The sequence below is a fragment of the Flavobacterium okayamense genome, assembly GCF_019702945.1.
In the GTDB taxonomy this organism is placed as follows: domain Bacteria; phylum Bacteroidota; class Bacteroidia; order Flavobacteriales; family Flavobacteriaceae; genus Flavobacterium; species Flavobacterium okayamense.
Genome location: NZ_AP024749.1, coordinates 1496608 through 1520490, shown reverse-complemented (window position 1 = coordinate 1520490; position 23883 = coordinate 1496608). Strand labels below are relative to the sequence as shown.

Annotated in this window: 26 protein-coding genes and 1 tRNA gene; 11 read left to right on the top strand and 16 right to left on the bottom strand. The window is 32.9% G+C overall.

Annotation, left to right across the window (positions count from 1 at the left end):
* Positions 1-35 precede the first annotated feature (35 nt).
* From trxB to KK2020170_RS06970, 3 genes are all read right to left on the bottom strand, one after another.
* Complete coding sequence (gene trxB / locus KK2020170_RS06980; RefSeq protein ID WP_221257623.1) at positions 36-983, bottom strand: thioredoxin-disulfide reductase; 948 nt, start codon at positions 981-983, stop codon at positions 36-38.
* Positions 984-1164: 181 nt separating this feature from the next.
* Positions 1165-1413, bottom strand: coding sequence for a GIY-YIG nuclease family protein (locus tag KK2020170_RS06975; protein WP_221257622.1), 249 nt, complete (start codon positions 1411-1413; stop codon positions 1165-1167).
* A 46-nt stretch (positions 1414-1459) separates the two neighbouring features.
* Positions 1460-1534, bottom strand: a tRNA-Pro gene (locus KK2020170_RS06970).
* 133 nt (positions 1535-1667) lie between these two features.
* Here KK2020170_RS06970 and udk point away from each other — a divergent pair.
* Genes udk through scpA form a run of 4 tightly spaced genes read left to right on the top strand, consistent with a single transcriptional unit; the run spans position 1668 to position 6140 of the window.
* Positions 1668-2276, top strand: coding sequence for a uridine kinase (gene udk / locus KK2020170_RS06965; protein WP_221257621.1), 609 nt, complete (start codon positions 1668-1670; stop codon positions 2274-2276).
* Positions 2277-2618, top strand: a complete 342-nt coding sequence (locus KK2020170_RS06960; protein WP_255567294.1) for an FtsB family cell division protein — start codon at positions 2277-2279, stop codon at positions 2616-2618. It abuts the gene before it with no gap.
* A gap of 25 nt (positions 2619-2643) precedes the next feature.
* Positions 2644-4008: a methylmalonyl-CoA mutase subunit beta gene (locus tag KK2020170_RS06955; protein ID WP_221257620.1), complete on the top strand. Its 1365-nt coding sequence runs from the start codon at positions 2644-2646 to the stop codon at positions 4006-4008.
* Positions 4008-6140: a methylmalonyl-CoA mutase gene (gene scpA, locus KK2020170_RS06950; protein ID WP_221260002.1), complete on the top strand. Its 2133-nt coding sequence runs from the start codon at positions 4008-4010 to the stop codon at positions 6138-6140. Before KK2020170_RS06955 ends, scpA begins: the two co-directional genes overlap by 1 nt.
* Positions 6141-6195: 55 nt before the next feature.
* Here the strand turns inward: scpA and KK2020170_RS06945 are convergent, their stop codons facing one another.
* Genes KK2020170_RS06945 through KK2020170_RS06930 form a run of 4 tightly spaced genes read right to left on the bottom strand, consistent with a single transcriptional unit; the run spans position 6196 to position 9386 of the window.
* A complete protein-coding gene (locus KK2020170_RS06945) occupies positions 6196-6729 on the bottom strand; it encodes a tetratricopeptide repeat protein (RefSeq protein WP_221257619.1) in 534 nt (177 codons plus the stop codon).
* Positions 6716-7405: a peptide chain release factor H gene (gene prfH, locus KK2020170_RS06940; protein ID WP_221257618.1), complete on the bottom strand. Its 690-nt coding sequence runs from the start codon at positions 7403-7405 to the stop codon at positions 6716-6718. The genes KK2020170_RS06945 and prfH overlap by 14 nt, the downstream gene beginning before the upstream one ends.
* Positions 7406-7416: 11 nt before the next feature.
* Positions 7417-7983, bottom strand: a complete 567-nt coding sequence (locus tag KK2020170_RS06935) for a hypothetical protein (RefSeq protein WP_221257617.1) — start codon at positions 7981-7983, stop codon at positions 7417-7419.
* 11 nt (positions 7984-7994) lie between these two features.
* A complete protein-coding gene (locus KK2020170_RS06930; RefSeq protein ID WP_221257616.1) occupies positions 7995-9386 on the bottom strand; it encodes an RtcB family protein in 1392 nt (463 codons plus the stop codon).
* Between the two features lie 545 nt (positions 9387-9931).
* On the opposite strand from KK2020170_RS06930, the gene KK2020170_RS06925 reads away from it, so the two are divergent.
* A complete protein-coding gene (locus KK2020170_RS06925; RefSeq protein WP_221257615.1) occupies positions 9932-11059 on the top strand; it encodes a methionine aminotransferase in 1128 nt (375 codons plus the stop codon).
* A gap of 35 nt (positions 11060-11094) precedes the next feature.
* Here the strand turns inward: KK2020170_RS06925 and KK2020170_RS06920 are convergent, their stop codons facing one another.
* Complete coding sequence (locus KK2020170_RS06920; protein ID WP_255567293.1) at positions 11095-11655, bottom strand: hypothetical protein; 561 nt, start codon at positions 11653-11655, stop codon at positions 11095-11097.
* 164 nt (positions 11656-11819) lie between these two features.
* Here KK2020170_RS06920 and KK2020170_RS06915 point away from each other — a divergent pair, with 164 nt between their 5' ends.
* The 6 genes from KK2020170_RS06915 to KK2020170_RS06890 all read left to right on the top strand — a co-directional run bounded on the left by KK2020170_RS06915 (position 11820) and on the right by KK2020170_RS06890 (position 17290).
* A complete protein-coding gene (locus KK2020170_RS06915) occupies positions 11820-12584 on the top strand; it encodes a ParA family protein (protein ID WP_221257614.1) in 765 nt (254 codons plus the stop codon).
* A 5-nt stretch (positions 12585-12589) separates the two neighbouring features.
* Positions 12590-13486, top strand: coding sequence for a ParB/RepB/Spo0J family partition protein (locus tag KK2020170_RS06910; protein WP_221257613.1), 897 nt, complete (start codon positions 12590-12592; stop codon positions 13484-13486).
* Complete coding sequence (locus KK2020170_RS06905) at positions 13486-14046, top strand: DUF5683 domain-containing protein (RefSeq protein WP_221257612.1); 561 nt, start codon at positions 13486-13488, stop codon at positions 14044-14046. The genes KK2020170_RS06910 and KK2020170_RS06905 overlap by 1 nt, the downstream gene beginning before the upstream one ends.
* A gap of 44 nt (positions 14047-14090) precedes the next feature.
* Complete coding sequence (gene dapB / locus KK2020170_RS06900) at positions 14091-14789, top strand: 4-hydroxy-tetrahydrodipicolinate reductase (RefSeq protein ID WP_221257611.1); 699 nt, start codon at positions 14091-14093, stop codon at positions 14787-14789.
* A 78-nt stretch (positions 14790-14867) separates the two neighbouring features.
* Positions 14868-16622 (top strand): signal peptidase I, encoded by a 1755-nt coding sequence (lepB, locus tag KK2020170_RS06895; RefSeq protein WP_221257610.1) that lies wholly within the window; start codon positions 14868-14870, stop codon positions 16620-16622.
* Positions 16623-16678: 56 nt separating this feature from the next.
* Positions 16679-17290, top strand: coding sequence for a WbqC family protein (locus tag KK2020170_RS06890; RefSeq protein ID WP_221257609.1), 612 nt, complete (start codon positions 16679-16681; stop codon positions 17288-17290).
* Positions 17291-17292: 2 nt separating this feature from the next.
* Here KK2020170_RS06890 and KK2020170_RS06885 read toward each other — a convergent pair whose 3' ends face one another.
* The 8 genes from KK2020170_RS06885 to KK2020170_RS06850 form a co-directional block, all read right to left on the bottom strand.
* Complete coding sequence (locus KK2020170_RS06885) at positions 17293-18327, bottom strand: endonuclease/exonuclease/phosphatase family protein (RefSeq protein ID WP_221257608.1); 1035 nt, start codon at positions 18325-18327, stop codon at positions 17293-17295.
* The gene (locus tag KK2020170_RS06880; protein WP_221257607.1) at positions 18327-19181 is read right to left on the bottom strand and encodes a rhomboid family intramembrane serine protease; all 855 of its coding nucleotides are present in this window, start codon (positions 19179-19181) and stop codon (positions 18327-18329) included. The genes KK2020170_RS06885 and KK2020170_RS06880 overlap by 1 nt, the downstream gene beginning before the upstream one ends.
* A gap of 34 nt (positions 19182-19215) precedes the next feature.
* A complete protein-coding gene (locus KK2020170_RS06875; RefSeq protein ID WP_221257606.1) occupies positions 19216-19965 on the bottom strand; it encodes a rhomboid family intramembrane serine protease in 750 nt (249 codons plus the stop codon).
* Complete coding sequence (mutL, locus tag KK2020170_RS06870; RefSeq protein WP_221257605.1) at positions 19962-21827, bottom strand: DNA mismatch repair endonuclease MutL; 1866 nt, start codon at positions 21825-21827, stop codon at positions 19962-19964. Before mutL ends, KK2020170_RS06875 begins: the two co-directional genes overlap by 4 nt.
* A complete protein-coding gene (locus KK2020170_RS06865; protein ID WP_221257604.1) occupies positions 21828-22115 on the bottom strand; it encodes a riboflavin synthase subunit beta in 288 nt (95 codons plus the stop codon). It abuts the gene before it with no gap.
* Positions 22116-22126: 11 nt separating this feature from the next.
* Positions 22127-22351: a hypothetical protein gene (locus KK2020170_RS06860; protein WP_221257603.1), complete on the bottom strand. Its 225-nt coding sequence runs from the start codon at positions 22349-22351 to the stop codon at positions 22127-22129.
* A gap of 160 nt (positions 22352-22511) precedes the next feature.
* A complete protein-coding gene (gene ribH, locus KK2020170_RS06855) occupies positions 22512-23000 on the bottom strand; it encodes a 6,7-dimethyl-8-ribityllumazine synthase (RefSeq protein ID WP_221257602.1) in 489 nt (162 codons plus the stop codon).
* The gene (locus tag KK2020170_RS06850; protein ID WP_221257601.1) at positions 23000-23779 is read right to left on the bottom strand and encodes a tetratricopeptide repeat protein; all 780 of its coding nucleotides are present in this window, start codon (positions 23777-23779) and stop codon (positions 23000-23002) included. The genes ribH and KK2020170_RS06850 overlap by 1 nt, the downstream gene beginning before the upstream one ends.
* Positions 23780-23883 lie beyond the last annotated feature (104 nt).

Sequence of the window (23883 nt, the reverse complement as noted above, 5' to 3'; positions counted from 1 at the left end):
CGCTAAAAGCGGGATTTTTAATATCTTAAAATTTATTACTCTTTCGAAGCTAGATAACGTTCTGCATCTAAAGCCGCCATACAACCAGTTCCAGCAGCAGTAATTGCCTGACGATACACATGATCTGCTGCGTCTCCGCCAACAAATACACCTGGCACATTTGTTTTTGCAGTACCTGGAATATTTTTAATGTATCCTGTTTCGTCTAAATCTAAATAATCTGCAAAAATATCTGTATTTGGCTTGTGTCCAATAGCGACAAAGAAACCAGTTGCAGGAATTTCAGTAACTTCTCCTGTCGCTCTATTTTTAGCTCTAACACCAGTAACTACTTGTCCGTCACCTAAAACCTCATCTGTTTCAGTATGCATTAAAATTTCAATATTTGGCGTTTTACGCACACGCTCTTCCATAATTTTAGAAGCTCTAAAAACATCACTTCTAACTAACATGGTTACTTTTTTACAAATATGAGATAAATAGTGAGCTTCTTCACAAGCACTATCTCCTGCTCCTACGATTACAACTTCTTGATTTCTATAAAAGAAACCATCACAAACCGCACAAGCTGAAACTCCACCACCTAATTTTAAATAATGTTGCTCTGATTCTAAACCTAAATATTTTGCAGAAGCACCTGTAGAAATAATAACTGTATCAGCATGTATTTCAATTGTATCATTTATCCAAACTTTGTGTACTTCTCCTGAAAAATCAACTTTTGTTGCCCATCCATCACGGATATCTGTACCAAAACGAGTTGCTTGTGCTTGTAATTGTACCATCATTTCAGGGCCAGTAATTCCATCAGGATATCCAGGAAAATTTTCAACTTCATTTGTAGTTGTTAATTGACCTCCTGGTTGCTGACCTTGGTATAATACTGGAAACATATTTGCTCTAGCTGCATAAATTGCTGCAGTATAACCTGCAGGACCAGAGCCTATTATTAAACATTTTACTCTTTCTATAGAATTTGACATATTGTATTATTTTTTTGAGTTTCAAAAGTAAGAAATTTGAAATAATAAAAGTGTTATTAAGATTACAAAAAACTATTTTACAATTGATTATTTCAATAAAAAAGCCTTCTCATAAATGAGAAGGCTTTTGTCGGGGTGGCAGGATTCGAACCTGCGACCTTCCCGCCCTTGCGGGACGCTATTATTGTTCTAATAAATCATTATCAATTAAAAATCTTTTAATACCTCTTTTCTTAATTTTAGTTTCCAAATAAACCGCTTCCTTTCTCGTTGAAAAATCAAAAGAAACAATCAAAATCCAAGGAATACCATTTTTAGTTGAAACTTGTTGTCCTGAATTATGTCTGAATAATCTATCAGATAAATTATTAGTTTGACCAACGTAATACTTATGTGTCTTTGTACTGAATAAAATGTAAGTATAAAACATAACTACCATAAATAAAAAAGCCTCCTCAAAATTGAGAAGGCTTTTGTCGGGGTGGCAGGATTCGAACCTGCGACCTCCTGGTCCCAAACCAGGCGCGATGACCGGGCTACGCTACACCCCGAATTTGTGGGTGCAAATATACTATTAAAATTATCTCCAACAAATAAAAAACCAATTATTTTAAAATTTTTAAAAAAGTAAAAATTCATTTCAAATATGTAAATTTGCCAAATATTTAACAAAACAATACAACTATGCTAATTATTGGTATTGCAGGAGGAACAGGAAGCGGAAAAACAACTGTAGTTCATCAAATTATGAATGAATTACCAGCTACTGAAGTTGGAATTATTTCTCAAGATTCATATTATAAAGAAACACATCATTTATCATACGAAGAACGTACAAAAATCAACTTTGATCATCCTCGTGCTATCGATTTTGATTTATTAGTACAACATCTAAAAGAATTAAAAGCTGGACAAATTATCGAACAGCCTGTTTATTCTTTTGTAACTCACGACAGAACAGACGACGTAATTGTAACTCATCCTAGAAAAGTTATGATTGTAGAAGGAATTCTAATTCTAACCAATCCTGAGCTTCGTGAAATGTTTGATATTAAAATTTTCGTTCATGCCGATTCTGACGAACGATTAATTCGTCGTTTAAAACGTGATATTGCTGAACGTGGTCGTGACATGGAAGAAGTTTTAAATAGATATCAAAACACTTTAAAACCAATGCATCAGCAATTTATTGAACCTACAAAGAATTACGCAGATATTATCATTCCAAATGATAAATACAACACTGTTGCCATTGATGTAGTTCGTGCAGTAATTAAACAACGAATTCGTTAATTGAAAAAAATAAAAGACATACTAAACAAATACCCTTTTCTAAGATATTTAGGAAACAGATATGCTTTAGTACTTTTAGGATTTATTATATGGATACTTTTTTTAGATAATTATTCTTATCTTGAACATCGTGTCTTAAATAAGGAAATCGACGAATTAGAAGACAATATCGAATACTATAAAACCGAAATAAAAAAAGATAGTATTCGTATAAAAAAACTTAAAAATCCTGATCAAATTGAAAAATACGCTCGAGAAAAATACTATATGAAGCGCGAAAATGAAGACATATATATAATAGAGTATGAAGGCGAAAAACAGGAAGAACAAACCGATTTTTAAACTTTTAACCATTTAATAAATACCAATGGCAAAGGAAAAGTTATTTGAAGAGTTTACAAATGTATCTTCAAAAGAATGGAAACAAAAAATACAAGTCGAACTAAAAGGTGCCGATTATAACGACACTTTGGTTTGGGAAAGCTTAGAAGGTATTAAAGTAAAACCTTTTTATCATAATGACGAGTTTGAAAATAATGTAGCTGTTGAAACACAAAATACAACATTTCAAATTCTACAAGATATTTATGTACACGATGTTGCAAAATCTAATATAAAAGCAAAAGACGTTTTAAATCGTGGTGCTGAAACTATACGCTTTACTTTAGAAAACGAAAACATTTCGATTGAAGAGTTAATGCAAAATCTTCCTCTAGAAAATAATAAGTATTCTTTTTATTTACCTTTTCTTTCAATCGATTTCGTTCAAAAATTAGAAACTTTTGCGCTTCAAAATCAAGCTCATTTTACAATACAACTCGATTCAATTGGTCATTTAGTTAAAGATGGAAATTGGTTTGAAAACTTGGAAAAAGATTTTGACCAACTTAACACCATCAATCAAAAAAATAAAATTCCTTTCTTAAGTATTAATACTACGAGTTACCAAAATGCTGGTGCTAATATGGTACAGCAATTGGCTTATGCACTAGCACATGTAAACGAGTACTTTAATAGAATTGAAACGATAAAACAACCTATTACTTTTGAAGTTGCTGTAGGTTCTAACTATTTCTTCGAAATTGCTAAACTTCGTGCTTTACGTATTTTATTCAATACGCTAGCTTCAGCATACAACCATAAGTTAGATTGTAAAATTGTTGCAGTTCCTACGAAACGCAACAAAACACTTTATGATTACAATGTAAATATGTTGCGTACTACAACTGAATGTATGTCGGCAATTCTTGGCGGAGCTAATGAAGTAAGTAATTTACCTTACGATGCCATTTACCATAAAGACAACGAGTTTGGCGATAGAATTTCACGTAATCAATTATTAGTTTTAAAGAACGAAAGCTATTTCGATAAAGTAGATAATCCTGCTGATGGCGCTTATTATATTGAAATCTTAACCGAACAATTAGCCGAAAAAGCCTTAGCATTATTTAAAGATATTGAAGCAAATGGTGGCTTCATTACACAATTAATCGAAGGAACTATTCAACGAAAAATTAAAGAAAGTGCCGATAAAGAACAAGAATTGTTTGACAACGGAAAAGAAGTTTTATTAGGAACCAATAAATATCCTAACAAAAACGACCGAATGAAAGATGATTTGGAATTGTATCCGTTTGTGAAACAAAATCCAAGAAAAACGCTGATTACTCCTATTATTGAGAGAAGATTAGCCGAAAAATTAGAACAAGAACGTTTATCTCAAGAGCAATAATCATGAGAAAAAATATACAAGATTTACAGATAGTAAAAAGTACAAAATCAGAAGCTGTCAGTTCGAGCGGAGTCGAGAACTTCACAACTGCTGAAGGAATTGAAGTTAAACCAAGTTATTCTGAAGAAGATATTCAAAATTTAGAACACATTGGTTTTGCAGCTGGTTTTGCGCCAAATTTACGCGGACCTTATGCTACCATGTACGTTCGCCGACCTTGGACAATTCGTCAGTATGCAGGATTTTCAACTGCGGAAGAAAGTAATGCTTTTTACAGAAGAAACTTAGCGGCTGGACAAAAAGGACTTTCAGTAGCCTTCGATTTAGCGACACACAGGGGTTACGATTCTGATCATGAACGAGTGGTGGGTGACGTTGGAAAAGCTGGAGTTGCTATCGACTCGGTAGAAGATATGAAAGTTCTTTTCGACCAAATTCCATTAGGTGAAATGTCGGTTTCGATGACCATGAATGGTGCGGTTTTACCTATCATGGCATTCTACATCGTGGCTGCGGAAGAACAAGGCGTTGCTCCTAACCTATTATCAGGAACGATTCAGAATGATATTTTGAAGGAATTTATGGTGCGAAATACTTATATTTATCCACCAACGCCTTCGATGAAAATCATTGCCGATATTTTCGAATATACGAGTAAAAACATGCCGAAATTCAACTCGATTTCTATTTCGGGTTACCATATGCAAGAAGCAGGTGCTACTGCCGATATTGAGTTGGCATACACTTTAGCCGATGGTTTGGAATACATTCGTACTGGAATTGCTGCCGGAATGGATATTGATACCTTCGCTCCTCGCCTTTCGTTTTTCTGGGCAATCGGAATGAATCATTTCATGGAAATTGCAAAAATGCGTGCTGGTCGTATGCTTTGGGCAAAATTATTGAAACAATTCAATCCAAAAGACGATAAATCATTAGCCTTACGTACGCATTGTCAAACTTCAGGTTGGAGTTTAACGGAGCAAGATCCTTTTAACAATGTGGCTCGTACGGCAATTGAAGCAGCTGCAGCAGCATTTGGCGGAACACAATCGTTACACACGAATGCATTGGACGAAGCGATTGCTTTACCAACCGATTTCTCTGCGCGTATTGCTCGTAATACACAAATCTACTTACAAGAAGAAACGAAAATCTGTAAAACCGTTGATCCTTGGGCAGGAAGTTATTACGTAGAAAGTTTAACAGCTGAAATTGCCGAAAAAGCTTGGGCTTTAATGGAAGAAGTAGAAGAATTAGGCGGTATGACGAAAGCCATTGAAGCTGGAATTCCGAAACTAAGAATTGAAGAAGCGGCGGCTCGTAAACAAGCCCGTATTGATAGCGGACAAGATATTATTGTTGGCGTTAACAAATACCGTTTAGAGAAAGAAGATCCGTTACATATTTTAGAAGTAGATAACCAAACTGTTCGTAAACAACAAATCGAGCGATTGGATCAAATAAAAGCAACGCGTGATAACGCAAAAGTTGCCGAATGTTTAGACAAACTAACCGAATGTGCCAAAACAGGAAACGGTAACTTATTAGATTTAGCAGTAGATGCAGCACGCAACAGAGCTACTTTAGGTGAAATTAGCGATGCTTTAGAAACTGTTTTCGGAAGATACAAAGCACAAATTAGAAGTTTTAGTGGCGTGTATAGTAAAGAAATTAAAAACGACGAAAGCTTTGAAAAAGCAAAACAATTAGCAGATGCCTTTGCTAAAAAAGAGGGACGTCGCCCAAGAATTATGATTGCCAAAATGGGACAAGACGGTCACGATCGTGGTGCTAAAGTAGTAGCAACAGGTTATGCCGATGTAGGTTTTGACGTAGACATTGGTCCCTTATTCCAAACACCACAAGAAGCTGCCAAACAAGCGGTAGAAAACGACGTACACATTTTAGGCGTTTCTTCTTTAGCGGCGGGACACAAAACTTTAGTTCCTCAAGTTATTGAAGAATTGAAAAAATACGGAAGAGAAGATATTATGGTAATTGTTGGAGGAGTTATCCCAGCACAAGACTACCAATATTTATTCGACGCCGGTGCCGTTGCAGTTTTTGGTCCTGGAACTAAAATTAGCGATGCCGCGATTAGTATTTTAGAGGTTTTACTAGAAGAGTAATCATTCTAAAAACAATATCAATTAAACCAAAAAACCAGCCTTACAGCTGGTTTTATCATTTCTTCTTGCCTTTTTTATCCGTTTTCTTTTTCTTGGATTTCTTCTTAGGTTGTAACAATTCTTTTTTCGCTTTTAATCGGGTTTCCAATTGTTCCACTTCATAAGTTTCGCTATCAAAAGAGAATAATTTCACTTCTTTCATTAATTGTAAAGCCGCTTTTATCTCTTGTTGACGTTCTAACAGTTGTACTTTTTTCAACAAAATTGTTTTTTTATTTATGCCTTTAATTGTTAAGGCAAAATCAATTAATTTCGAAGCTTCCTCGTAATCTTCATTTAAAAGCAAGGTTTCCAAATAATACGGATACACCGCAACGGCATCAATGTTAATAGCCAATGCTTCTTGAAAATAATTTTTTGCCGCTTCATAATTTTGCAATTGTTCGGCTTCTATTCGAGCATACAAACACAAAGCCGTTACATTTTTAGCATCATACGATAACGCATAATCTAAAGACTCAACCGTTCCTTCCAACCAATACGGATAATTATCCAAGGCTTGAAATAAGTATTTATCAATATTTTTCATTTTTTAAATCTCGTTTAAGGCGCTGTCGCTCCTGTTTAAATTTTTTATCTACTTTGAGTTTCTTGAAATCGGAACCCTCAAACGTACGAATGGGATTACCACGTTCAACCGCCATTTGGTTCATCCACTGACTTTGGAATTGTTGCTTCAACACATCCAATTGTGCTTCATTTAATTTCACCAACAAACGTTCTGTTGCCAATTTTTTATTTTGATGTTGCGAACGCGAATCCATACTCACCACACTAATTCCTGTTGGTATATGCGTAGCACGTATCGCCGAACTCACTTTGTTCAAATGCTGTCCGCCCGCTCCCGAACTTCGCATCGCTTGGTATTGAATGTCTTTTTCCGAAAAAGCTTTGGTATTAATGGCTTCTACTTCAAAGATTCCAATAAACCAATTGCTACGTTTGTGAAACTTTCGAAACTTACTTTTCCCAATCCATTGAATCGTTCCTACCCATGAAGCGACAAATTCATCCGCTTCATTTCCTATAATTTGAACCATAGCTGAAGCTACCGTTCCATTTTCCAAACCTGCTTCGTGTTGCAAAACCGTTGCTTTTAAATTAAAAGATTCGGCTTCTTGCAACACTTTTTTCAATACTTGCGCTACTACCCAAGTACATTCTGCAGGCCCTCTTCCAGAGGTTATTTGAATTATTTTTTCCAATATTTTAAATTTTACTTTTTAACTTTTTGAAACTCTTTTGGAATTTCAGAAAGCTCAATTCTTCCTACTGGATTAATTCCCTTCTCTATAAATTCTTTAGCTTTCAAAACTGCCCAACATTTATCACTTGAATGAATGTTTCTATAAAAAGTCAATAATTGGCTTGGTGAAACCACCAAAAATCCATTAGACTCTATAGCCTTAATATCATCTCTTTCAAAAAAATCGATAGTTATTCTAAAAGGTTTTTCACCTTTTATTTCAATAACTTTTTCATATCTCCTAAAATTCTCTTGACTAGGCAAATGGTCATATCGAGTCCAAACTTTTTCAAAACCATTTGCTTGTAAAAGTTCCATTACTCTAGAAACATTTTTAGGATTTACAAAAACATCAATATCCTTATGATCGTGTGCATGCTTATATTCTGTGTGGTTAGGCACGCTCATAAAGTGCCATGCCCAACCTCCAGAAATAACTATATATTCTTTTATAATAGAAAGGATTCTCAATCCTTCATCGATACGTAATTGATTCCACAATTCGCCGTATCTCTTAATGTTATGTGGTGCTCCCATAATTTTAAATTTTATCTATCCATTCTAACAATTTTCGGTGTGAAAGTACCTAACACATCTACTAATTCGGTTTGTAAATTCATTACCGTATGAATGTTCTTGTATGCCATTGGCGCTTCATCAATATTTCCACCAATCAAAGTCACATCATTATCCGCTAAGACTTTTTTAATCTGACTTTGCGTAAAAGTTGCTTTACATTTTGCTCTTGAAAACAAACGACCCGCTCCGTGAGAAGCCGATTGCAAACTGTCTTCGTTGCCTTTACCCATTACGATAAATCCAGGAGCTGTCATAGAACCTGGAATAATTCCCAATTGTCCTTTGGCAGCTGGTGTCGCTCCTTTTCGGTGTACAATACATTCTTTACCGTCTACGATTTCTTTCCAAGCAAAATTGTGATGGTTTTCAATAGTCACCACAATGCGTTTCCCAAGCGCTTTAGCCAATCTTCGGTGAATATCTTCGTGACATGCTTTGGCATAATCGCCTGCTAAATTCATTGCTAACCAATATTCTTGTCCGTCGTGCGTATTCAAATCCAACCAAGCTAAATGTTGTACATTCTTTGGTAACGGACATTGTTTACTCGCTAAATACGTATAATGTTTGGCTATATTAGCACCCAATCCTCTTGAACCACTATGTGACAAAACCGCTACATATTCTTTGGCTTCCAATTTCCATTCAGGCAACGGATTGTCTAATTTCACAATTCCGAATTCCACAAAATGATTTCCTCCGCCAGACGAACCTAATTGCTTATAGGCTTTGTCTAACAATTGTTTTACCAATGGAATGGTTTTAAATTCTTCGCGATAAAACACTTCGTGATCAGCTTTAACTTTATGCGTTTCACTCATACCAAATTTGGTATTGTCTTTCAAAATCGCTTGCAATTGATGGTCTTTCCCTTTGAAGAAAGAAGCCGGTAAATCGAAAATAGAAAGACTCATTCTGCAACCAATATCCACACCTACTCCATACGGAATAACCGCATTATCAGTGGCTAAAACTCCGCCTATTGGTAATCCATATCCTGAATGTGCATCGGGCATTAAAGCACCTTTTACCGCTACAGGTAATTTTAAAGCATCATACAATTGAAACTTTGCTTGTTCATCAATTTCGTTTTCTCCAAAAATTGAAAAAGGCGCTCGAGTAGTTTTTAATTCGTTAAACTTTACTTGAACGGGATTGATTAAACCTTCCACCACTTTTCCCCAAGTACCATCTCCTTTAAATTGTTCTGGATGTAACAATACTTGCTTAGCTTCGGTTAAAATTTTCTCCTTTTTCTCTCTTTTTCGATATCTATTAATTTGCCCTAAGGCAATATTTATTGCATTATTTTTTGGGAAGCCTAATTTGATTAGGTCTTTCCCAGATAGTTTATTTCCCATAATAATTTTAAAAATGATTCATAACAATGAACCGCAGCAAACCAAAATGGCATACTTAGCACATTGCTTTTTTTTGAAATCGTTTCGGGAAAATTTTGAAGGTTCTAGAATAAACAAAAAAGCCCGAAACTAAATGTCTTCGGGCTTTTTCATATATAGTGTTTTAATCTATGATTGCGTTAAGCCACGAAGAACAGCCACACCAGTTCCAACTGATGAATTGCTTTGAGGTAATGATTTAAATACAAACATTTTTCTTCGTTTTAAAAGGTTATTAAATTTCTGCTGCAAATTTATATTTAAAATTTTCAATTTTCCAAATAAAAATTTATTTTATTTTTTTGTATTGATTTTCAGGTAGTTAAAACTTAATTTCAGGATCAAAATTCTAGAAAAAAAGCTATGGCAAAGTTTTCATTTTAAAAAAAATGCCACAAAAAGTGTGGCAATTTTGCATTTTTTATTTTTTTGCCACAACAAATTTCAAGCTTCAATTTCCTATTTTATTAAAGAAATCTTCGGGACATTTTTAGTATTTTCGTGCCATGTTTAAATTACCTAACATTACCACTAGTATCTTCTCCGTGATGTCGCAATTAGCGAACCAACACGGAGCTATCAATTTATCGCAAGGATTTCCAAATTTCCCTGAAGACGAGCGTTTATTACAAATTTCGGAACGCATTATTCGTGAAAATATTCACCAATATACACCTATGGCTGGTTTGCCTTCGCTATTAAATAAAATTGCGAATCAAACTTTAAAACAATACGGTAGAAAAGTCAACACTTTAACCGAAATGCTAATTACTGCTGGTGCTACGCAAGGTGTTTTTACAGCCATTAATACATTTGTGAATCCAAATGACGAAGTCATTATTTTAGATCCAAGTTATGACAGTTACGAACCTTCCGTTTTAGTCGCTGGTGGAAAACCTGTTCGTGTTTCGTTGAATTTAGATTACACGCCAAATTTCAACACAATTGAAGCGGCAATTACGCCAAAAACCAAAATGATTGTAGTGAATAATCCGCACAATCCTACAGGAAGAATTTGGACAGAAAGTGATTTTGAAGCTTTAGAAACTATTTTAGAAAAACATCCTGAGATTATAGTTTTGGGTGATGAAGTGTACGAATACATTACGTTTACACAACCGCATATCTCATTTAATACTCGCGAAAAATTAAAACATAGAACCATTATTGCTTCCTCTTTTGGGAAATCGCTACATGTTACCGGTTGGAAAGTTGGCTATTTAATTGCGCCTGAAAATTTGATGTACGAAATGAAAAAAGTACACCAGTTTTTGGTTTTCAGTGTGAATAGTTTTTCCCAACACGCCATTGCAGAATATTTAGATGTAGTTGATTTTAGTGAAATTTCAAAAATGTACCAACAAAAAAGAGATTTATTCCAAAGCTTACTAAAAAATAGTCGATTTGAATTAATGCCTTGCGATGGAACGTATTTTCAGGTAGTAAATTACAACGCCATTTCTAAAGAAAACGACGTTGATTTCGCTAAAAAACTAATCACCGAATATGGTGTAGCCGCTATTCCAATTTCGGTTTTTTATGAAGATGCAACCGACAAACATATGTTGCGTTTTTGTTTCGCTAAAACGGATGAAACTTTGCTAGCTGCTGCGGAGAAGTTGTGTGGGATTTAAATAATGAGACTTCTCGACTCCGCTCGAAGTGACAACTATATTAAATTATTTTCAATCGCTTCAATTGCCGATAAAAAGTCGATGTTTTTTACATGTTCGAAAAAATCAATTTCAACTTCATGTGGCAAATAATCCGAAATCACTCGAACAATAAAATCTTGCGGGCGTTTTAAATACATAAAAGTATAATCTTCCATGTTTACTACCGTCTTTTCAGCTAAATTGGTTGTTCGAACAAATTTATCGGAAGTTAAAGAAGACAAACAAGGTAAATTTAATTTCGGTTGTACACGAATTGGTTTTCCATTTTCAAATAAGCCGCCTTCGTAACCGTATAAAGATGCTGTAGTGATTTCAATAGGTTTCCCAAAACGTAGTTCGTATGGCATTTCCGATTCTTTTCCAACAATTGCCGCAAAACCTAACAGAATAGTCACATCACTATCGGGCAAATACATCATGGTTTTGGCTGTTGCTTCTCTTCCAATTTCAGAAGTAACCAAATGATATTCGTGTTTTTTATTTTGAATTCTCTCAATAGCACTGATAACTTTTTCGTTTTCAATTTCCATTGGAGTAATTATATTTATTTTCATCAGTTTATTTTTTTTACAAAAATAAGATTCTTAAATAATTGGTAATTTTTACACTAACTTTTTATGCCAAAATATATTTTACTATATTGTCTATTGTTAACAAATTTAACTTGAATAAACCATAAATAATTGTATTTTTACCATCCTAAATTCTGAATCGTAAAATGGGTAAAATCATTGCAATCGCTAATCAAAAAGGAGGCGTAGGAAAAACTACTACATCAGTAAACCTTGCAGCTTCTTTAGGGGTATTAGAAAAGAAAGTTTTATTAATAGATGCTGATCCACAGGCAAATGCTAGTTCTGGATTGGGTATCGATGTGGAAAGTGTTGAAATTGGTTCGTACCAAGTTTTAGAACACAGCAATACTCCAGATGAGGCAACCATGAATTGTAGTGCACCAAATGTATCTGTAATTCCGGCTCATATCGATTTAGTTGCCATTGAAATTGAATTGGTAGACAAAGAAAATCGTGAGTATATGCTGAAACAAGCTTTACAATCGGTTAAAGATAAATACGATTACATTATTATCGATTGTGCACCTTCTTTAGGATTGTTAACGTTAAATGCGTTAACTGCTGCTGATAGTGTTATCATTCCTATTCAGTGTGAATATTTTGCATTAGAAGGTTTAGGAAAACTTTTGAATACTATTAAAAGTGTTCAAAAAATTCACAATCCAGAATTAGATATCGAAGGATTATTATTGACGATGTACGATTCTCGTTTACGTTTATCGAATCAGGTGGTTGAAGAAGTTCAAAAACATTTTAACGATATGGTTTTTGAAACGGTAATTCAGCGAAATATAAAATTGAGTGAAGCACCAAGTTTTGGTGAAAGTATTATTAATTATGATGCGACAAGTAAAGGCGCGAGCAATTACTTAAATTTAGCAGAAGAAATTATTCAAAAAAATAAATAATAAGCATGGCGAAAGCAGTAAAGAAACAAGCATTAGGAAGAGGATTATCGGCTTTATTGAAAGACCCAGCAAACGATATTAAATCGGTTGAAGATAAAGGAGCAGATAAGGTTGTTGGTAACATTATTGAATTGGAATTGGATGCAATTGAAGTGAATCCATTCCAACCTAGATCAAACTTCAACGAAGAAACCTTAACGGAATTAGCGACTTCTATTAAAGAATTAGGTGTCATTCAACCAATTACTGTTCGTAAATTAGATTTTAATAAATACCAATTAATTTCGGGTGAGCGAAGATTACGCGCTTCTAAATTAGCAGGATTAGAAACAATTCCTGCTTACATTCGTTTAGCAAACGATAACGAATCATTAGTAATGGCGTTAGTTGAAAATATTCAACGTCATGACTTAGACCCAATTGAAGTTGCGATTTCTTACCAAAGATTAATTGATGAAATCAATTTAACACAAGAAGAATTAAGCGACCGCGTTGGTAAAAAACGTTCAACAATTACAAACTATTTACGTTTATTGAAATTAGATCCAATCATTCAAACTGGAATGCGAGATGGTTTTATTTCAATGGGACACGGTAGAGCTTTAATTAACATTAGCGATGTTGATGCACAAAGTGATATTTACCACAAAGTTGTAACTGAAAATTTATCAGTTAGAGAAACCGAAGCTTTAGTTAAAAAATATCAAGATAGTTTAAAACCGAAATCGGCAAAAGCTAAAGCAACTTCATTTGATGTAAACGATTCTGATAAAAAATCATTTAATGACTTTTTTGGCGCTAAAGTAGATGTGAAAATTGCAGGAAATGGTAAAGGAAAAATTACTATCCCGTTCCATTCTGAAGAAGATTTTAACCGTATTTTGAAATTAATCAACAATTAGTGAAGTCTTTATTCAAAATATTTTTATTCTTTTTCGTTTTCGGCACTTTAACTGGAGTCGCGCAAGAAGAAGTTAGAATTGAAGTTCAAGATACGGTTTCAACAAAAATAAATCCGTTATCACCTGCAAAAGCTGCATTTTACTCAGCTTTAGTACCAGGCTTAGGACAAGCTTACAATAAGAAATATTGGAAAATCCCAATAGTTTACATTGGATTAGGTAGTGGAATTTACTTTTATACTTGGAACAATAAAAAGTATCATGAGTTTAGAGATGAATATAAGCGTCGTTTAGATGGAACTTCTGATCCTAATCACCCTATTTATGGTGGATTAGATAACGACAGATTGATTCGTGCGCAACAATTTCACCAAAGAAACAGAGATTTATCAGCTTTAATCACTGCAGGAATTTACATTTTAAACATTATAGACGCTAATGTTGATGCACATTTAATGCAATTTAATGTAAATGATAACCTTTCAGTCGCTCCAGATCTTTATCAAAATCAAATTGACTACAAATACAATACTGGTTTAAAACTAACCTATAATTTTTAACACTTTTTTAGCTAACACTTAAAACAAAGAGCGACATATACCTCATGAAAATTGCACTTTTAGGATACGGAAAAATGGGAAAAGTTATCGAACGAATAGCTTTAGAACGCAATCATGAATTAGTTTTACGCAAAGGAAGTCAAGATAGCTTTGATGGATTAGAAAATGCAGATGTTGCTATTGATTTTAGTGTTCCAAGTGTAGCTGTTGAAAATATTTCAACTTGTTTAGAAAAAGGGATTCCAGTAGTAAGTGGTACAACGGGGTGGTTAGAAAAATATGATGAAATGGTGGCGTTATGTAACCAAAAAAACGGAAGTTTTATTTATGGTTCAAACTTCAGCTTGGGTGTAAATATCTTTTTTGAATTAAACGAATATTTAGCCAAAATGATGAACAACTTGAAACAGTATAAAGTTTCAATGGAAGAAATTCATCATACGCAAAAATTAGATGCACCAAGTGGAACAGCTATTTCATTAGCAAACGGAATTATAAAAAATACTTCATATGAAAATTGGACATTAGACGAAGCTAATGAAAACAAAATTCATATCGATGCGAAAAGAATTGAAAATGTTCCTGGTACGCATAGTGTTTTCTATGATAGCGAAGTAGACCAAATAGAAATTAAACACACCGCTCATTCAAGAGAAGGTTTTGCCTTAGGTTCAGTAGTTGCAGCTGAATGGATTTTAGGGAAAAAAGGCGTTTTTACGATGAAAGACGTTTTAGGAATTTAGTTTTCAATTACGAATTAAAAATTACGAATTAAAATAACTGACAGCATATTGCTTAAAGCTTATAGTAAATAAAAAATTATGGAAACATCAAGTTGGATTTTATTCATATTATTAGTTCAGGTTATTCACGGATTAGGAACTTGGAAATTATACATAAAAGCAGGTAGAAAAGCTTGGGAAGCATTTGTTCCTATTTATAATGCTATTGTGCTGATGAAAATAATCAATCGTCCAACATGGTGGACATTATTACTCTTCATTCCAATTATTAACTTGTTTATGTTTCCAATTGTATGGATTGAAACTTTAAGAACTTTTGGTAAAAAATCAACTCTTGATATGATTCTTGGAATTGTAACGCTGGGATTTTATATCGCTTATGTAAATTACACTCAAGAGGTAACCTATTTTGCAAATCGTGATTTAAAAGCGCCAACAAAAGCTATGGATACAATTGGTTCTTTAGCATTTGCAATTGTTGTTGCAACTTTTGTTCATACTTATTTCATCCAACCTTTTACTATTCCAACTTCGTCTTTAGAAAAATCTTTATTAGTTGGAGATTTCTTATTTGTAAGTAAATTTAATTATGGAGCTAGAACACCAATGACAACTGTTGCCGCTCCAATGGTTCACGATACCTTACCAATTGTACACACAAAATCGTATACTAAATGGCCTCAATTACCTTATTTTAGATTACCTGGTTATCAAAAAGTTGAACGCAATGACATTGTAGTTTTCAACTGGCCTGTTGATACGGTTTATCAATTCAGAGATGGTTTACACAGATTTGCTGAAAAACCAGTTGACAAAAAATCAAATTATGTAAAGAGATGTGTTGGAGTTCCTGGAGATAAAATAGAAATTGTTAATGGAGAATTAATTGTAAACAACGATAAATTAATCTTACCTAATCGCTCTAAAGTTCAATTCTCATATTCAGTAAAATTTAAAGAAGGTTCAGAAATTGATAATTCATTTTTATATAGTCTAAACACATATAATAATGATAAATTCCAAAGACTCAACAACTTTGTTTATTTTCCTTCATTAACAGAAGAAAGTCTGGCAAGGCTTAAAAGTTTGTCAAATATAGAGTCTCTAACAAAAAACATAGACACCACAAACACAAGGTTTTCATATATTTTTAAATTAAAACCTGATTTTAAAAATAGTGACCTTCCCTCTATTATTCAAAGATTAAGAGAAAATAATATAAGTGCTGTCATTAGAGACACCGATAATTTACTTTTTGTTGACTATCCTGAAAATGAGATAGCTGACTTTTTAATGAAACATAAATCAGTTGAATCCACACATAAAAAAGCACCTATTTTCCCTCACAATGATTATAATTGGACTCAAGACAACCTTGGCCCAATTTATATTCCTGAAGCTGGAAAAACTGTTCCTTTAAATAAAGAAACTTTACCTTTTTATAAAAGAATTATAACTGATTACGAACACAATACTTTACAAGTTAATGGTGATGAAATTTTAATCAATGGACAATTAGCTAAAGATTATACTTTCAAACAAAACTACTATTGGATGATGGGAGATAATCGTCATAATTCTGAAGATTCTCGTTATTGGGGTTACGTTCCTGAAGATCACATAGTAGGAAAACCAATTTTTATATGGATGAGTATTGATGGAATTAATGATGGTATTAAAAATTGGAAAATTCGTTGGGACAGATTATTTACAACAGTTTCTGGTGAAGGACAACCCAAATCTTATTTTAGTTACTTTTTAGTGTTATTAGCTTTATATTTTGTAGGCGAATACTTTTGGAAGAAGAAAAAGAAAGCTAAAGAAGTAAATTAATTAAAAGTTTAAGGGTTTAAAATTGTTTAAACAACCTTAAATCTTAAACTAAGAAAATGAAAATAATCCTTCATCCAACATATTTCCCTTCGATTAGTCATTATACGGCAATGGTTCAAGCCAATGAAATTACTTTTGAAGTAGAAGATAATTTCCAAAAACAAACCAATCGCAATCGAATGTACATTTATAGTCCAAATGGATTGCAATTGCTTAACATTCCTGTAAAACATTCAAAGGAAAAACATCAAAAGTTTAAAGATACACGAATTGAAAATGATTTTGATTGGCAAAAAAATCATTTCAAATCTTTAGAAGCTGCTTATAGGACTTCTCCATTCTTTGAATATTTTGAAGATGATTTTCGACCGATTTTTGAAAAGAAACACGAATTTATGATGGATTTGAATTTTCAAATTTTTGAAATTGTAAATGAATGTTTGGGTGTTGATTTACCTTTCAGTAAAACCAATGAATACTTTCACGAAATTCAAGACAAAACTGATTTCCGTTATTTAGTAAATGGTAAAAAAGATACATTTCTAAATGAAGAATATACACAGGTTTTCGAAGAAAAAAATGGTTTCCTTCCAAACTTGAGTATTCTTGATTTACTTTTTAACGAAGGAAGACACGCAGTTGATTATTTGAAAAATCAGCAATTGTAAATTTATTTTTTCTCTAAACTTACACGAGTATAAATAGGAAAGTGATCGCTTAATTTTACTTTGGTATTGTTTTTAAATTCTTTTATTTCGAATTCATTTTCAGTGAAAATATAATCAATTCGCGCAGGATAAAAATCAAAATTGTATGATTTACCAAAACCTGTTCCCGCCATTTCAAAAGCATCTTTCATTTCGCCTTTAATTGTGCGATACACGTATGAAAAAGCACTGTTATTCATATCTCCACAAATAATTTTTGGATACTTACAGCTATTATAATGTTCCTTAATCATTTCGGCTTGCAATTGTTGTTCGCTAAAAGCCTCACTAATTCTCTTAAAGATAAATTTTGATTTATTTTCATCAATTTTCTCATGAATATCAGTGCTTATCTTAATGGATTGTAAATGCATACTGTATACACGAATGGTATCTTTTTGGTTTACAACATCAACAAAAAGTACATTATTACTTGAATTAGGAAAGTCGATTTCACCCTTATTTACAATTTCAAATTTAGAATAAATAGCTTGTCCGTATTTGTTTTTCCCTCCATCAACTTCAATAAATTTATAAGGAAAATTACGTAAACGAACCTTATCGTTAGGTGAATATTCTTGCAGACATAAAATATCTGGATTGTAATCTTGAATGACTTCTGTAATTTGCTCTGGAATGTCTTTAGCAGGCAACCATTCGTACAAATTAAACAAACGAACGTTATAGCTCATCAAAGAGAAATCTGTCGATTCCTTTGGTAAATCGGTTTCTGAAAACTTATATAATTTACTAACGAATGTAATTCCAAAAAATAAAACCAAACCCGACAAAATCATTTTCCGTTTTAATTGCAATGCCCAAAAGACAAAAAAGATAGCATTTAATACAATAAAAAAAGGTAAGATTAATGTAAGAACACTTAAAAATGGAAACAACTTAGGCGCTAAAAAAGGTAATATATAAGCAAGAATCGTCACTAAAGCTAAAACTTTATTGCAAAAGAAAACCAGCCTACTTGCAAACGATTCTTTATTCATTATTTTCCTGCTTTAAATAAAAATTCTTTTTCTTCTTTCGTCAAACTATCGTAGCCCGATTGACTAATTTTATCTAAAATATCATCTATCTTTTTTTGATTGATATCTTTTTTAAAACTTGATTGTGTTTTTTGAGAATATTGATTTTTATGGACTTTCTTAAATGGTGTCTTCTTTTTTGGTTTACTTAAATTTACTAAACTATCCTGAAGTTTTGAAATTGGCATAGATAAATCAATTCCTCTTTGAAGCATTTTAACGTATAAAAAACCAAAAAAAGCACCGGCTAAATGCGCTAAATGTCCACCACTATTGTCAATAGGCAATTGTAATAAATCCATTATTAATAAAACTGCAGCGATATGCCAAAGCTTGACATTTCCAATTAAAGCTAGTCTAACAATCATATAAGGTGAATATACTGCTGTTGCAATAAGAATTCCCATTATAGCACCACTTGCCCCAACTAAAACTGAAGAAATACCTAACAAAGAATAGATTAAAACAAAAATGACTCCAGAAAATATACCTCCTAATACATATAATCCAAATAGCTGACGTTCTGTAAAAAAAGTGGTAAATAATCTTCCTGAAAAGTGCAATACTAGCATGTTGAATAATAAATGTAAAAATCCTCCATGTAAAAACATATAACTTACCAGTGTCCAAGGTTTTGCAATAAATACATCAAAGAATGAATATAAAGCTAGCCAATTTGGATATACAAATCTCCCTGTTTTAAATTGGTAAAAGAAAACTAACGATAATATAAAAGCACCAACATTCCAGAAGATTAGTTTTTGTACTATTCCTCCTAGTTTGTATTGTAATTTTAAATCGTCTAAAATTGGCATTTAATAAACTTTACTTTTGACTTTTGACTTCTACTTATCTATCCCAGCGGTTTCTATCAAATTGATTTTTCTTCCAATACCACATCATAACAAACCCAATTATTGCGCCACCAATATGCGCAAAATGAGCAATACCTGTACTTCCACCTAAAATTGGATTTCCGTTTAAACCTAAATATAAATCCATTAACAATAATCCAGGCACAAAATATTTTGCTTTAATAGGAACTGGTAAAAATATCAACATTAATTCAGCATTAGGAAACATAAATGCGTAAGCTACTAACAAACCATATATTGCGCCTGAAGCCCCAACAGCAACACCAATAAACCCTTGTGTCATATTTTGAAAAACTGTTGGAGATAAAAACTCTTGCCATTGCAGATTGTATTTTTCCTCATTCAATAAAGAATAAATTTCTTGTTTTGAAAACCCATTTTCAATCAAAATGCTGACACCTTCGTGAACTGAATAATAATTAACCGCAGTATGCAACAACATAGCTCCTAAACCACAAGAAATGTAAAAAAACAAAAATTTCTTTCCGCCCCAGAAATGTTCTAGCGTACTACCAAACATGACTAAAGCAAACATATTAAAGAAAATATGACCAATTCCACCATGCATAAACATGTGCGTTAACGGTTGCCAAATTCTAAATCTATCGTTTTCAAAATAATGCAAGGCTAATAATTCTTGCGCTTGTGGAGCAAGAAAACTACCTACAAAAAATATAATATTTATGATAAGCAAATGCTTAACCATATCGGTCATTCTCATCATATAGCGAATTTTTTATCTAAATCTTCCACACTTAACGTAATGAAAGTTGGTTTATTAAAAGGTGAAACGTTTGGGTCTTTACAAGCAAATAATGAATTAACTAAATTTTCTTGTTCTTTTACCGTAATGCTTGTACCCGTTTTTATGGCTAAACTTTTCGCCATCGTTTTTGCAATTCCATCGTTTAGTGAAAAGCTATTTTCTGGAATTTCATTTTGTAAATTCGAAATTAATTCCTCTAATACAATAGAGACTTCACTCTCTTGTACATTTACGGGAATTCCAGAAATTTGGATGGAATCTGAATGAATTTCATCAAATTGAAAACCCGTGTTTTCTAATGAAGGTTGTAATTCTTTTATAAATTCAATTTCTTCGGTTGAAAAATATAAATGCAACGGAAACAACAATTGCTGACTTGAAGCACTATGAACCGTAATATTCTCAAGGAACTTTTCGTATAAAATACGCTGATGTGCTTTATTTTGATCAACCACTAACATTCCTGATTTGATAGAACTTACAATATATTTTTTGTGAATTTGGTATGTGGTTGTCGATTTTTCAACTTCATTTTCATCAAATAATGAACCTGTAACTGCTGAACTTTCAAAAGAAATCGAAGCCACTTCTTCAGTATCTGTTTTTAAATCGACATATAAACTTTCCCAAGAAGCCGACTCTTTTTTAGGAAAATGATTACTTTTTGACGCATAAGAAACTGAACTTCCAGAAGATTTTGTTTTTGTTTCAGTTGCAAACGGATTAAAATTAGCATTTACTTGAATTAATGGCGTAGAAGAATCTTTGTCTTTATAATCGTAAGGCGTATCTAAATTTGGATCTCGCTCAAAATCTAAAACGGGCGCTACATTAAATTGGCCTAAACTGTGCTTCACTGAAGCACGCAAAATAGCATATAATGATTGCTCATCATCAAACTTAATTTCAGTCTTTGTTGGATGAATATTGATATCAATTGTATGCGGTGGAACTTCAAGATATAAAAAATAACTCGGCTGATTGCCTTCTTTTAACAAACCTTCATAAGCACTCATTATTGCATGATGCAAATAACCACTTTTAATAAATCGGTTGTTCACAAAGAAAAATTGCTCGCCTCTATTCTTCTTAGCAAACTCAGGTTTACCAATGAATCCGCTAATTTTTACAATTTCCGTTTCTTCAGTTACTGGAACTAATTTCTCATTCGTTTTTCCTCCTAAAATATTTACGATACGCTGGCGATAATTAGAAGCCGGCAAATTAAACACTTCACTTCCGTTATGAATTAACGTAAAATAAATAGTAGGATGCGCTAAAGCTACTCGCTGAAATTCATCAACAATGTGACGCATTTCGACCGAATCTGATTTTAAGAAATTTCGTCTTGCAGGAATATTAAAAAATAAATTTTTAACCAAAAAAGAGGTTCCTTTCGGTAAAACAGCTACTTCTTGTGAGACAAACTTACTGCCTTCAATAATAATGTGCGTACCTAACTCTTCTTGATCCTGTTTGGTTTTAAGCTCAACATGAGCAATTGCAGCAATGGAAGCTAAAGCTTCACCACGGAAACCTTTGGTGTGTAAATCGAATAAATCTTCAGCATGACGGATTTTAGAAGTAGCATGACGCTCGAAACACAAACGCGCATCAGTTACGCTCATTCCGGCACCATTATCAATCACTTGAATTAAGGTTTTTCCAGCATCCTTAATAACCAATTTAATATCGGTTGCTTTCGCATCGATACTGTTTTCCATTAATTCCTTAACCACAGAAGCAGGTCGTTGTACCACTTCTCCGGCTGCAATTTGATTCGCTACATGATCCGGTAATAACTGAATGATACTCGACATTTATTTGATTTTGAAGATCGATAAATCGAAGTCAATAATGAATAAAAATAGCAGTAATAAAACACCAACTATTATTAATATTCGTCTATTAGCTTCTTTGTTTTCGTTATGTTTATAATCGTTTAAGGCTTTAATTAATTTAGTTTTCAATCCTTTATCAGAACCTACGGTTACACGAAATTCGTCAAACTTATGCTTGATTTCAAACGGATTCCCTTCGCCTTTATCATCATAAAAACGAGGTTGATAACTAAATTTTTTGTTTTTTCTTTTGGCTAAAAGTCCCATATCGTATTATTTTAGTTATTACTGAAAGTATTAAGATAATACATACCAATCAATAATAATACCAATAAAATTACCAAAACACTTAAAGGTAAAGCCGATTTTACTTTTCTACTTTTACCTTGAGCACTTTTCCATTTTGAAACAAAATCTTCATCTGCCAAAACGTCTTTATTTTCCCCAGAAAACCTAGGTTGATAATTAAAAGATCTGTTTTTTGAAGGCTTTAGTAATTTCATTTCAAGGATGAACTAGCAATTGATAATAGATTTTCAAAAATAAGGATTTTTGAGCGTTTATCTCGCAATTTTTTGTTAACAAAAAATCCCGAACAAGTCGGGATTTGATATTTTTGATTCTTTATGAGATTCCTCGACTCCGCTCGGAATGACAAAATGATTAAATTGAGCGGTTCAACGCTACCATTTTAATAGCAGCTATTGCAGCTTCTGTTCCTTTGTTTCCGTGTTTTCCTCCACTTCTATCAAGTGATTGCTGCATATTATTATCCGTTAAAACACAAAAGATTGTTGGCACATCGTAAACAATGTTTAAATCTTTAATTCCTTGTGTAACGCCTTCACAAACAAATTCGAAATGCATCGTTTCTCCTTTAATCACACTTCCAATTACAATGACACAATCTACTTCTTGTGTTTCGTGCATTTGTTTGGCACCAAAAGTTAATTCGAAACTACCTGGAACATTCCAACGAATGATATTTTCTTCTAAAGTTCCACAATCTAATAATGCAGCTTTCGCACCATTAAACAACCCTTCAGTGATTGTATCATTCCACTCTGAAACAACAATCCCAAACCGAAAATCTTTCGCGTTTGGGATTGTGTTTTTATCGTATTGAGATAAATTTTTATTTTCTGTAGCCATTATTTTGTCATTTCAACATAAGTCTCAACATTCATCGCTTCTCTAGAATCTTCGTACTTATCTTTAATTTGAGTAAACAATTCGTGAGCTTCTGCTTTCTTGTTGTTTAATAAAGCTAATTGAGCCGCTTTGTATAAAAATCTTGGCGCTGTATAATCGTTTTCGTTTGAAGCAGCTGCTTTCTTGTAAGAAGCAATTGCATCATCAACTTTATTTAATTCTGAATACACATCTCCTAATGCTCCTAATGCCATTGCATTTAAAATTGCATCGTCAGATTTAAATTTTAACAAGTATGTTTCAGCATTTTTGAAATCTCCCATTTGTAAATAAGACATTCCAGCATAGTAATTTGCTAAGTTTCCTGAATCAGTACCTGAATATTGTTCAGCAATACCAATAAAACCTAATTTTCCTTCACCACCATTTAACGCTAAATTAAACAATGAATCTTTTGCTTCTGCATTTGCTAATGCATCATTAAAATAAGTTTGCGCTTGATACATTCCACTTAAAGCCTCTTCTTCTTTTGGCTCTACCATAAATTTATTATAAAAGAAGTAACCTAAAGTTACAACAGCAATCGCTACCACTACACCTAAGATAGGTTTTTGATTTCTAGCAACCCATTCTTCCGTTTTATTAGCTGTTTCATCAAGAGTATCAAAAACCTCAGCCGTTGTACTATCGCCAGTTTCTAAAACTTCTTCAAACTCATTTTCAACTTTTTCTTCTTGCGGTTTCGGAGCTTTATATCCTCTTTTGTTATATGTTGCCATTTATTTTAAATTTATTAGAGGTGCAAAAATATAATTTTTATTGAAACTCGCACAAAAAATTAATTCAAAAATGACAATAAAACTAAAATTATATATATTAAAAG